Below are 12,774 nucleotides of genomic sequence, written 5' to 3'. Positions count from 1 at the left end.
ATACGTTACCATTACCTTTCATTTACACTCTCTCCAACTACACCAACTGCACATTGATTTTCACTTAACTTTGTGGTTATCTGAAAATAATCACGTAAATTTGTTCCCTAATTAATAACATTACATAATAAATCACTCTAAACAAAAGGATTATCGCTATGGAATATAATTTCAGGGATATTGAAAAGAAGTGGCAAAAGCAGTGGGTAGACCATAAAACCTACCAAGTGAAAGAAGATGAATCGAAACAAAAATTCTATGTACTCAACATGTTCCCCTACCCGTCGGGAGCAGGCCTGCACGTAGGACATCCGTTAGGATACATTGCTTCGGACATTTATGCCCGCTACAAACGACTGCAAGGTTTCAATGTACTGAATCCGATGGGATATGATGCATACGGGCTTCCTGCCGAACAATATGCCATCCAAACCGGACAGCACCCTGCGATTACCACCGTTAAGAATATCGAACGCTATCGTGAACAGCTTGATAAAATAGGATTCTCTTTCGACTGGAGCCGCGAAATACGTACTTGTGACCCGGAATATTATCATTGGACGCAGTGGGCATTCATTAAGATGTTCAACAGCTATTACTGTAACGACGAACAACAAGCCCGTCCGATCGAAGAACTGATCAGCGCTTTCGAAACCACCGGTACGGAAGGTATGAATGTTGCCTGCGGCGAAGAACTCAGCTTTACAGCCGATGAGTGGAAAGCAAAAAGCGAAAAGGAACAGCAGGAAATCCTGATGAACTACCGCATCGCTTATCTTGGCAATACAATGGTAAACTGGTGTCCGGATTTAGGAACCGTGCTTGCCAATGATGAAGTAGTGGACGGCGTTTCCGAACGTGGCGGTTACCCGGTCATTCAGAAAGTAATGCGTCAATGGTGCCTGCGTGTATCTGCTTATGCACAACGTCTGCTTGACGGACTGGACACCGTAGAATGGACAGAATCTCTGAAAGAGACCCAACGTAACTGGATCGGCCGTTCGGAAGGTGCGGAAATGCAGTTCAAAGTAAAAGATTCCGATATTGAATTCACCATATTCACTACCCGTGCCGACACAGTGTTCGGGGTAACCTTCATGGTGCTTGCACCGGAAAGCGAATTAGTAGCGCAACTGACCACTCCTGCACAACAGGCAGAAGTAGACGCTTATCTGGAACGCACCAAGAAACGTACAGAACGCGAACGTATCGCCGACCGTAGCGTAAGCGGTGTATTCTCGGGAAGTTATGCCATTAATCCGCTCACCAATGAAGCTATTCCCGTATGGATCAGCGACTATGTACTGGCCGGTTATGGTACGGGGGCCATCATGGCCGTACCTGCGCATGACAGCCGCGACTATGCTTTTGCCAAACATTTCGGCCTTGAAATCCGTCCGTTGATCGAAGGATGCGATATCAGTGAAGAGAGTTTCGATGCCAAAGAGGGTATCATGATGAACTCTCCCCGTCCGGGCACTCCCGAAGGCGGATTGGTATTAAACGGTTTGACAGTAAAAGAAGCCATAGCCAAAACAAAGGAATACATCAAAACCACCGGGTTGGGACGTGTAAAAGTAAACTTCCGTCTTCGTGATGCCATCTTCTCCCGCCAGCGCTACTGGGGTGAACCGTTCCCGGTTTACTATAAAGACGGTATGCCTTGTACCATTGAAGAAGCATATCTGCCGCTCGAGCTCCCCGAAGTAGCCAAGTTCCTGCCTACCGAGACAGGCGAGCCGCCATTAGGACATGCCACCAAATGGGCATGGGATACTACCCATCATTGCGTAGTGGAAAACGAGAAAATCGACCACGTCACCATCTTCCCGCTCGAACTGAATACAATGCCGGGATTTGCCGGTTCATCAGCCTATTATCTGCGCTATATGGACCCACATAACAACCAGGCACTTGTAGACCCGGCTATCGACCGGTATTGGCAGAGCGTCGACCTTTACGTCGGCGGTACCGAACATGCTACTGGCCACCTTATTTATTCCCGTTTCTGGAACAAGTTCTTGTATGATATGGGTGTTTCCATCACGGAAGAACCGTTCCAGAAGCTCGTCAACCAGGGAATGATACAGGGACGTAGTAATTTCGTATACCGCATCAAGAATACCAATACGTTCGTATCCTTGAATCTGAAAGATCAATACGATACTACTCCCATCCACGTAGATGTGAACATCGTATCGAATGATATTTTGGATTTAGAAGCCTTCAAAGCCTGGCGTCCCGAATACGAGACAGCAGAATTTATTCTTGAAGACGGCAAATACATCTGCGGCTGGGCAGTAGAAAAGATGAGTAAATCGATGTTCAATGTTGTCAATCCGGATATGATCGTTGAAAAATACGGTGCCGACACCCTTCGTATGTATGAAATGTTCCTCGGCCCGGTAGAGCAGGCCAAACCTTGGGATACAAACGGTATCGACGGTGTACACCGCTTTATCCGTAAATTCTGGTCACTGTTCTACAATCGTAACGGAGAATATACCGTAACGGACGAACCGGCTACAAAAGACGAATTGAAATCCCTGCACAAACTGATCAAGAAAGTGACCGGAGACATCGAACAGTTCTCCTACAACACTTCAGTCAGTGCATTCATGATTTGCGTCAACGAGCTTTCCACATTGAAATGCAGCAAGAAAGAAATATTGGAACCACTGATTATCACTCTTGCACCTTTTGCACCACACGTATGCGAAGAGCTATGGGATACATTGGGACACACCACTTCCGTTTGTGATGCGCAATGGCCCGCTTTCAATGAAGAATACCTGAAAGAGGACGTGATAAATTATACCATCTCTTTCAACGGTAAAGCCCGTTTCAACATGGAATTCCCGGCTGATGCCGCCAGCGATGCCATTCAGGCTGCCGTATTGGCCGACGAACGCTCTCAGAAATGGACGGAAGGCAAAACACCGAAAAAGGTGATCGTAGTACCGAAAAAGATCGTAAACGTTGTGATTTAAAATAGAATCTGTATGCATAAACCTACAAAAGCTGAAGTGATGCGGGAAGCCCGGGATTATATCTTCATCACGCTCGGATTATTCAGTTATGCTCTCGGTTGGGCTGCTTTTCTGATCCCGTATCAGATTACTACCGGAGGAACGACAGGTATTGGTGCCATTATCTATTATGCCACCGGATTTCCCATTCAGTGGTCATATTTCATCATCAATGCCGTACTGATGACATTTGCCATCAAAATACTTGGCCCGAAATTCAGCATCAAGACCACGTATGCCATTTTCATGCTCACTTTCCTTTTGTGGTTTCTGCAATTGGTGGTGAACGGAGCAGACGGTGTTCCTCCCAAAGTATTGGGTGAAGGACAGGACTTCATGGCTTGTCTGATAGGAGCTGCCATGTGTGGTATAGGTTTAGGCGTAGTGTTCAACTGCAACGGAAGCACCGGCGGCACGGATATCATTGCCGCCATTGTCAATAAATATAAAGATGTCACTTTAGGACGCATGATTATGATATGCGACGTCGTCATTATCAGCTCCTGCTATTTCATCTTCAACGACTGGCGAAGGGTAATATTCGGTTTTGTAACCCTGCTTATCATCGGCTTCGTACTGGATTATATCGTAAACAGCGCCCGCCAGTCCGTACAGTTCTTCATCTTTTCCAAAGAGTATGAAAAGATTGCCGATCGCATCACCAAAGAGACGCATCGCGGAGTGACTGTACTTGATGGCGTGGGATGGTATAGCAAGCACAATGTAAAAGTACTCGTAGTGCTTGCCTATAAGCGCCAATCGGTAGAGATATTCCGATTGGTGAAAGATATCGATCCGAATGCGTTCATCTCTCAAAGCTCGGTAATCGGAGTATACGGAGAAGGTTTCGACAGGCTGAGGGTGAAATAATTCTTCGCAAAGAGGAGTACAGGGTATATAAAAAAGGAGTAAACAAGCGCTTGATTACTCCTTTTTTCAATTTATAGAATGATAATATGAGTCGATTCCCTGTTGCCATCTTCGCAAGAAAGAATCAGAATATAATTACCAGCTTGCAGCTTCATAAGAGGTACATCCAATGTACCATTATTTATATGAATATCTTTAGTTACCAAGATTTTTCCATCCCACGAATAGATTTGCATCTTATTGAATTTTGCATCTTTCAGTTCAATGGAAAGCAAATTATTCTCGATCAGATTTTTGAGAATCCGAAATTCTTTGTCCGCATCATTATCTCGAACAGATTGACCTTGTTCACAACTGCATGGACTATCTGTATCCTCCCGATAAATCACTTTATCACCCTGATGTACACATTTCACCCGTAAATGACAACCCATACATGTCCTTAATGGCGAAAAAGGTCTCATTAACTCCTGCTCACTCCCAATACCCTCAATCCATGAGTCATAAGGATAAATCTGATCCGGATCATAATCCATATCATAAAAATAGTAACGCTTACGTGTTTCCCCTTCTATCTGTACATTATCAATACGAGCCAATTTCAGATTCACATCACCGCCATAGTAAGAAATACAATCACCTACTTTCATATTAAAATCATAAAGAAGCATTTCTGTCTGTATTTCTCTTTCCGTAGGCCAATAATAAATCCGCTTATCCTCTTCCCGGATTGCTCCTACGTATTCCCTATCCATCTTTCTACACTCTTGATAAAATACTTTCTTGTAAGTCTTACTTTGAATTGTAGTATCTTCCGCACTAATGCTGTGCTTGTAATAATTATCATACCATTCTACAGTAAACCATTCGCAAGTGCCGTCCATGATGAACGGTTTATACGCATCAACTGATGATGAAGCAAAATTTGTATCAGACTGTGCATATAAATAAGTATTACCAATAAAAAACAGTAAATACAATAAAAAAAATTTCTTCATAGTCTCTCTTTATTTAATATTGACTTCAAAAGTAGCACCCAGTTCTATTTCTGTTCCGGCATCCAATATTAACTCATCAGAAACATCTAAAATAATATCAGCACCGGATTTAATTACAAAGTTGCCGATATCTTTTGTATTATCCACATGATTACCTAAATACATTTTATTTCCTTTCAAATAATATGTTCCAGTCACCGATTCATTCTGCAAATAAATAGGATAAATGTAAGGTAAATAATCATGTTTATAAAGAGTCACTAAATAATTCTTTGGAATATCAGTAAACGTACAGTTACTACCTGTTTTTAAAGTAACATTATCGCTACTAAACAAACCTTTTAAAGCAATATTAGTGTCATCAATCATCGAATTTACAGTAAGATTATTCCCTGATTTATTAATAGATGCATTTACAAATTGGGAAGGAATATCTGTCCACATTTCAAATTCCGGACAACCAATTAAATTATGAGTCAAAGTCAGCCAATGACTTTTATAATCAGCTTTTGATAAAGCTTCTGCTACCCCTACCTTTCCAAAATTTTGCTTTAATTTATTAATAAACTTTTGTTCTAATATATAAGAAGTAGAAACCCATCCAGAACGAGTATTGCCGAGAAATGCTGCACAGCCATATTTTCCTACCACTGTCATCGACTCTGCAATATTATATTTGACATCATAAATAGCCCATGAAGTAACAAGCGTATCAAATGGGGCAACATCACAAGCAATAGTATATCCGATTGAAGGATAATCAAAATTATTCAAATTTGATAACCCATTTCCCTTTTCTTCTCTTATTCCATAACAAACTTCACCTTCTATTCCTATAAAATTGCGGTAATCTCCCCCTGAATCATACCTTTTATTCATTGAAGCAAGTCCACAAGGAGAGCCATGGTTAAACCAACTAATAAAACCATAATATCTCTGATTCATTGCATCAATGATATCCTTACCTGTTGGAAAAGTTGGATTTTCATCATAACTTCCCGGATATTCTTCTAAAATAGTGTAATCAAATAATATATCTTTCAAATTTTCAGCAATTATGTTGGCTTGTCTTCCACTTTGTAATTGATCTGCTTGTGTATAAAATGCTCTTTTTAGATAATTATAATCACCTTTTCCCGGATTTTGTTCATAAATAAACAGTTTATCAATATAATTATTGATTTCCTCTTCATTCTTACACATAAGCCGTCCAACATATAATTCTGGATAATAGTCTATCTCCCCAACAGCCTCTTCACCATAATTATCATTACCATTTTTATTCCAATTTCCATTCAAATCACTATAATACCAATCAGTAGGAATTTGATCAATTGTACCATAATAATTTCCATAACCATATCTTATAGGTACTACTGATTTTCCTCCTCCCAACAACACATACTTAGTACCATTCTGATAAGCTAACCTCAAATATTGCCTTAATTTTCCTGCATCATCAGATAAATTAGATACTTCATCTTTCACAATGGATGGATTATTCAGAATCTCTTGCATCGTTACAATTCCAGCATTTAATCCCTTTTGTCGTTTCCAATCAACTAATCTCTTAAAATAAGGAGCTAAGCTCTCAGAGGTAATAACTACGTATTCATAAGTAGGTAAGCCTACTTCCACAGTAGTAGCTTGAACCTTTCGAGATAATTTATTTACATCCAACTTGTTTTCTAAAAAACTTAACTGATTAAGTAAATCTCTATTTTCCAAAGCATTTACAGAATGAATAGGTAGTGATTTTGTTATTTTGTTTCTTACAGATTTATTTTCATAGTTGATAGTAAAATTGACAAAAGAATAAAAATGCAGTTTTTTAAAAAATATATCATAACGAATAGGAGAAACTCTTACCGTTAATATACGCTTATCACCATCAAAATATCCTTCATCTACAATTCTTATAATATCTTTAGGATAAATTTCTGTCGATTGAGTTGTCGACAAATTTCCTAAATTCGGTCGATATGAAGATGAATTTATTGATATTGGTATAGGTTGTTGAACAGGCAATAAAGGAGCTGATAAACTTATTATTTCACTTACACTATCATTAATAGTTATTGAAAAATCAGCAGGTTCATTGGGTACAATAAAATGCAAATATTTATATGGTATTGCAGGTTGTCCCACGCTATCACTAATTATACAATCTTCATATTCTAATTCAGTATATGCATTCCCATCCTCCAGCATTCTATCTTTTAGTTTTAGTTTATTAGAATCGAATGTTATAGAATGACTTATCTGAGCATATACATTTATATGAATGAGCCAGAAAAAAATAATCAGTACACAATATTTCATAACGATAATTATTCAGTTAATATCATTTTCTTTGTATCAATCTCTTTTCCATCCACAATTAACGTATACATATACATTCCCGGAGTCAATTCATAACCGTTGATAATAACAGAACCATTTCCTCTTTCCTCGATATTGATTTGTTTTATCTGTTTTCCCTGCAAATTATAAATATGAATGCTGGCCCCAGAAGCCGTTTCAGGGATGAAAAAAGAAATGGTAGTCTGCTCTTTAAAGGGATTGGGTATATTAGAATATAATTTAGCTTTCAGCCTCTCATCCATCAATGAATTCATGTCCGATTGTTTATCCTCATCTTCCCCGATAACTGATCTGGTTTGAACAGTTTTAGCTTGTTTTAATTCATCAATTTCGTTTTGCTGTTCTTTGATAGCTTCCACAAGCAAAGGAATAATTTCAGAATAAGCGATCGCTTTTTTTCCATTAGGCAAAGTATATACAGCTTCTGGAAAAACTTCTTCTAATTCTTGAGCTATAAAACCGGCTTTCTTTCTTGATCTCTCAGCTTTAATAGTATTAATAATTTCAGCCGATACAGAAGACTTTGAAATACTACTAGTATCAAGTGAAATATTTCTTTCCACATCATTTTGAGTTAATGATGCATTATCCTGATCTTTTAAAGTATAAGTAACTCCTCTAATTCCCTTTATTTTATCTAATCCATTACTTATATTAGCTACATTATCTTTATAAGATCCATCGGATGCTGTAAGAAAACTTCCTTTGGCATACACTTCACCATCACCCCTAGTATAATAAACAACTTCATTACTTCCAGCTGTACCGTTTCTAACAACATATGCCAAATCAGTTTTTCTTCTTGCAATAACAGAAATTACATCCCCATAATCAAATGGAAAATTTACATATGCAGCAAATGCAGCAGCAGGATTTGAAGGATGAATATGTACAGTAATAAAATGATCTAAATAAGAATAAATATTCGGATTGTATCCAAATCCGACATGTCCATTTTTCTTAATTGCTATCCCTTGCGCCGGTATTCCATCAAAATTCAAATACCCCACTTCACCAGAAGTGTATAACTTTAATGGTGGAGTCAATAATGAACTATCATAAATAGCCAATCCATTGTTTACACCGGATTTTCCAATCTCTAAAAAACCATACTGAGGATTAGCAGTACCTATTCCAACTTTTCCATTTGAAAGAACTTTTAATTGTGCATAACTTATTGAACAAAAGAAAAGGAAAACAATCGTAATGAATAGTGTCTTTTTAGTTTCCATAATTTATATTTTTAAGGTTATTATTCCATAAAAATATACACATTAAAAATATCAAACAAATAAAATTGTCTTTATCTTATACTATACATTACTATTTTAATGATATATAACACAATTTACATATATTCGCATTAGAATAGTATTACCAGACATAATAATCATTATTTGCAAAACCTTTAAAAAATAGACATGAACAATTGCAGAATTTTTCCTTGTAATCCCCTAAATATTTAAATTACAAATGAATTCTATCACCGACTACTTGTAAAATATCGTTTTTCTATAATAGGTTTCTCTATAAATCTCCACGATAATGCAGAAATTACTATAGTCAACATAAATGCAATAAAAAATGCTAAATAGATGTTATATTGAGGTATTTTATAATATATAATAACTTGTATGATAGGAAAATGATATAAATACATTCCATACGAGATATTATCATATTTTCTTAGAAAATTTAAATATTTTAAATTGTAAGCTAATCCTATGAGAATAGTAGCAAAAGATAATGGTTCGAGACATGAAAATATAAAATTTAGGTCTTGACCAAAATAGAGTATAATTGCTATTGGAAATAAATATTTTAAATACTTTATAAAGTAATTAAAATATAGAAGAATAAATGTTCCGGAATAAAAATAAACAAGTTGGCTACCAATCTGTTTCCTAATCAAAAGATATATGGAATTATTGGTTTGCTCATATAACATAGTAAAAAAATAATCATAAAAAATTGCAAACAAAAATATAGTTATCATTATAGATAACTTATTATATTTTTTAAGCAAGAAAAAAATAATAGGAACACTTACATAAAACATTACCTCAACCTTCATAGTCCATAATGATCCATTTACGGCAGGCATAGGATTAGATTCAAAAACGCCAGGAAGAGTAGGTTGAATAAAATTTAAAAAACTAAAATTAGATATTAAATATTTATAAGTTTCTTTTGATGTCACATAATCTTGTTTGCTTAAACTAGTAATAAAAAAGCCAAGCAAAACACAAGAAATAACTACTAAAAAATAAGGAGGTAATATTCTTCGAATTCTCTTTTCAATATAATCTTTTAAATCTTCTCTTTTAATGTAACTATAAAACACCAAGAAACCACTTATTATAAAAAAGGCTTTTACTCTTATTGGGCCAGTTATAATCCAAAATTGATCAACATCTGCTAATGTACAAAAATGTACTATAATAAGTGATACCGCAAAAAAATATCTCATAAAATCAAAACAGTTTCCTTTTTTAAGTAACTCTCTTGATTTTTCATTTAATAAGTTATTCATTTGATCATTAATATTTTAGTAGCGATACCTTGCTTACCATCCTTATCAGCAGCTAAAACAAAATATATTCCCGAAGGTACCCTTTTCCCCTCAGTATTGCGTCCATTCCATGTAAAGATACCTCCATTTGAAGTACCCGAATGAATTAATTTTCCTGCTGTATTGGTTATTTTCACATCACTATCTTTCACTAACCCTGTTACAGTAATCACACCCGTATAATCCGGTCGTACCGGATTAGGATAAGCATAAGGAGCATCCGAAAAATTATCTTCGGCCTCAGTTGCATCACTTTGATAAATATTTAATCCTTTACTCGTGCCGATATACACCTCTCCAGACGTAGGATCTATCACAATAGATTGGATTATATTAGATAACAACGGGCTATTTTCTGCTGTAAAATGCTGTACAGTCTCCATTCCATCCTCACTCAATAAATAGACACCATTTCCTCTCGTTCCTATCCATTTTCGATTCGCTCCATCTATACAAATTGTAATTATAGCGTCATTAGCCAAAAGATAATCAGCCAAATTAGTCCCATCATTTCTCGGAACCTTTATTTGTGTCACATAAAAATCAGGATCAAAAACCTTAGAAGGATTATTTATAACCAACGGTCCTTTATCAGTTCCTACCCAAATCACCCCATTTTTATCTTCAGCCAAACAATAACAATATCCTATTTTTACAGAAGTTCCATCTTGATTTACAAAAGATTTTAAAAAGATACTGCGATCATCCGATACATTATCAATCGTTCGATTATAATCAAGACAATAAAATCCAGGAAAATCATTGTTACCATTATTCCACATGGAATTTACCCAAAGCCATCCACGTTGATCAAATATTATATACTCAAATGTTTCTATTGCCTTGATATCCGGATTATTAAAATAAACCCATTTACCATCAGGTTTCAATACCTTTATCGTATTACTGGTACCATTATTAACCATCCATAAATTATTATCATCATCATATATGAGCCCATTCGTACTCACATAATTTGGATTCATGCCATTACTAATTTTTTCTATTCCTTCTAATCCTCCCTCTCCTATACTATGCAATTTAAAAAATTTATAATCTTTATATTCATATAAACCTTGCCGGGCGGAAGATGCAAAATGATGCCGAGGATCTGTAGGATCTTGTATGGCTGAAGTCAAATTTATATACTTTCTACCTGTAATATCCTTAATTCCCTCTTCTTGAACATTTATCCATTCGCCATCTCTAAAGATCATAAATGTTCCGGGATTTACAACACCCGAATAATTTAAACTTCCTCCTACCGCCAATAAAGTATTATCCTGAAAATTCATATGATGAAACAAATTCCTTTTAGGACTATTAGGAATAATATAAGAAGATGTCGATAAAAATTGATTAGAATTTTCATCGTATTTCAGACCAACAAGTCCTTTTTCTGAACAACTGGCCCAATATATACCATTATTAAAAGAAAGATGCTTCATTCCAAGTCCATGATCTATATAATGATATTTATCTATTCCATCAAATAATGCAAGAGAATTATCGTTCCCCGCCAAGAGTTTATCGCCGTATACATACATAAAACTATAATATCCTCCAATCAGTCGAGAATAATTATAATCATTCTTGTTAATAAGATATATGCCTTGCGAGAGAATATTTCCTACCAGTTCATTATTATAAATCGATAAATAAGAAAATTGAGTATCTGAAACTTTATTCCAATTATTGACATCCAATAAATTATCTGTTAACAATCCTATATACAATCCCTCAGAAGAAGAAGCGTATATTTTAGTATCATCAACCACGCATGAATTTATTTTTTTATTTAATATATAGGCATTACTAATCTCTTTTTTATTCAGATTCAATATAATAATACCAAAAGAGGTGGAAAGATATGCATATTCGTCTTTTAAATATATATGATTAATATCTTTATCTAAAGATATATTTTTATTCATATAATCTGGTAAATTATATACATCTCTATCGTTTATTAACAAGTCTATGTTGGCATTTGAATAAACTATAATTAGAGTCTTATATTTACTTTGATAGGCTATATATGCAATGTCGGTATCACTTAATGGGTTATCTTTCTGATAACACCGTACACTTGTGTCTTCTTTATCATATGAAAACAAACTGCCGTTACCTATTGCATATATAAGTGCACCTGCAGGTTCTGAATGAGTAACGTTATGGTAAGACATATATGTTTGCCAACTCCCGATAGCATGCTGAGCAAATGCAATAATAGGAATTAATAAAGAAATAACAATAAATACCGTTTTCTTCTGCATAACTTAATCTGATTTTAAAAAAAGCACATAGTATTTCTTTCTATGTGCTTTTATTATAACTTGTTTATAACCTGTTTATTGTACCGATTTGAGGAATTTGCAGAGTTTATTAACAGCTTGTGCGCGATGGCTAATTTCATTTTTGATATTATCGCCGAGTTCAGCAAATGTTTGGTCATACCCTTCCGGAATAAAGATAGGATCGTATCCAAATCCAGAGATTCCACGTTTATCCATAACTATCTCACCTCTTATTATTCCTTCAAATACATATTTTTCGTTATTCATTATAAGTATAATAACCGTACGAAACTGAGCTTTACGATTTTTTACATGCTCTAATTCGTGAAGCAACTTCAGCATATTAGCTTCAGCATTGTGTTCATCTCCTGCATAGCGGGCAGAATACACTCCAGGAGCTCCATCTAATGCTTCCACTTCTAAACCGGTATCATCAGAAAAACAATCAATATTATAATTATTATGAACAAATTCAGCTTTCAATAACGCATTACCTTCTAAAGTATCAGCTGTTTCAGGAATATCAGCATAACAATTAATATCTTCCAAGCTCATAATACCTATCTCATCTCCTAAAATAGCAGATACCTCTTTTAATTTATGCTGATTATTGGTTGCGAAAACAAGCTTCCTTCTCATTGTTA

At 35.6% G+C, this 12,774-nt stretch carries 8 protein-coding genes; 2 read left to right on the top strand and 6 right to left on the bottom strand.

Features of this window, described 5'->3' with window-relative positions; genetic code table 11:
* Positions 1-158: 158 nt before the first annotated feature.
* Both leuS and HMPREF1532_RS09250 read left to right on the top strand, forming a co-directional pair.
* Positions 159-2,990: a leucine--tRNA ligase gene (gene leuS / locus HMPREF1532_RS09255; protein WP_005928126.1), complete on the top strand. Its 2,832-nt coding sequence runs from the start codon at positions 159-161 to the stop codon at positions 2,988-2,990.
* 12 nt (positions 2,991-3,002) lie between these two features.
* On the top strand, positions 3,003-3,899 hold the full coding sequence (locus HMPREF1532_RS09250) for a YitT family protein (RefSeq protein WP_005928123.1): 897 nt from the start codon (positions 3,003-3,005) through the stop codon (positions 3,897-3,899).
* 71 nt (positions 3,900-3,970) lie between these two features.
* Here the strand turns inward: HMPREF1532_RS09250 and HMPREF1532_RS09245 are convergent, their stop codons facing one another.
* From HMPREF1532_RS09245 to HMPREF1532_RS09220, 6 genes are all read right to left on the bottom strand, one after another.
* A complete protein-coding gene (locus HMPREF1532_RS09245) occupies positions 3,971-4,897 on the bottom strand; it encodes a hypothetical protein (protein WP_005928120.1) in 927 nt (308 codons plus the stop codon).
* A gap of 9 nt (positions 4,898-4,906) precedes the next feature.
* Positions 4,907-7,219 (bottom strand): C25 family cysteine peptidase, encoded by a 2,313-nt coding sequence (locus HMPREF1532_RS09240; RefSeq protein ID WP_005928117.1) that lies wholly within the window; start codon positions 7,217-7,219, stop codon positions 4,907-4,909.
* Between the two features lie 8 nt (positions 7,220-7,227).
* Positions 7,228-8,493: a tail fiber domain-containing protein gene (locus tag HMPREF1532_RS09235; RefSeq protein ID WP_005928114.1), complete on the bottom strand. Its 1,266-nt coding sequence runs from the start codon at positions 8,491-8,493 to the stop codon at positions 7,228-7,230.
* Between the two features lie 251 nt (positions 8,494-8,744).
* Positions 8,745-9,794 carry an acyltransferase family protein gene (locus tag HMPREF1532_RS09230; protein ID WP_005928110.1) on the bottom strand — a complete coding sequence of 350 codons (1,050 nt, stop codon included), beginning with the start codon at positions 9,792-9,794 and terminating at the stop codon, positions 8,745-8,747.
* Positions 9,791-12,109 carry a type IX secretion system anionic LPS delivery protein PorZ gene (gene porZ / locus HMPREF1532_RS09225; protein ID WP_005928108.1) on the bottom strand — a complete coding sequence of 773 codons (2,319 nt, stop codon included), beginning with the start codon at positions 12,107-12,109 and terminating at the stop codon, positions 9,791-9,793. Before porZ ends, HMPREF1532_RS09230 begins: the two co-directional genes overlap by 4 nt.
* A 75-nt stretch (positions 12,110-12,184) precedes the next feature.
* Positions 12,185-12,769, bottom strand: a complete 585-nt coding sequence (locus tag HMPREF1532_RS09220; RefSeq protein WP_005928106.1) for a non-canonical purine NTP diphosphatase — start codon at positions 12,767-12,769, stop codon at positions 12,185-12,187.
* Positions 12,770-12,774: the final 5 nt, after the last annotated feature.

This window comes from Bacteroides salyersiae WAL 10018 = DSM 18765 = JCM 12988 (assembly GCF_000381365.1).
In the GTDB taxonomy this organism is placed as follows: domain Bacteria; phylum Bacteroidota; class Bacteroidia; order Bacteroidales; family Bacteroidaceae; genus Bacteroides; species Bacteroides salyersiae.
This window is presented reverse-complemented; position numbering and strand designations above follow the sequence as displayed.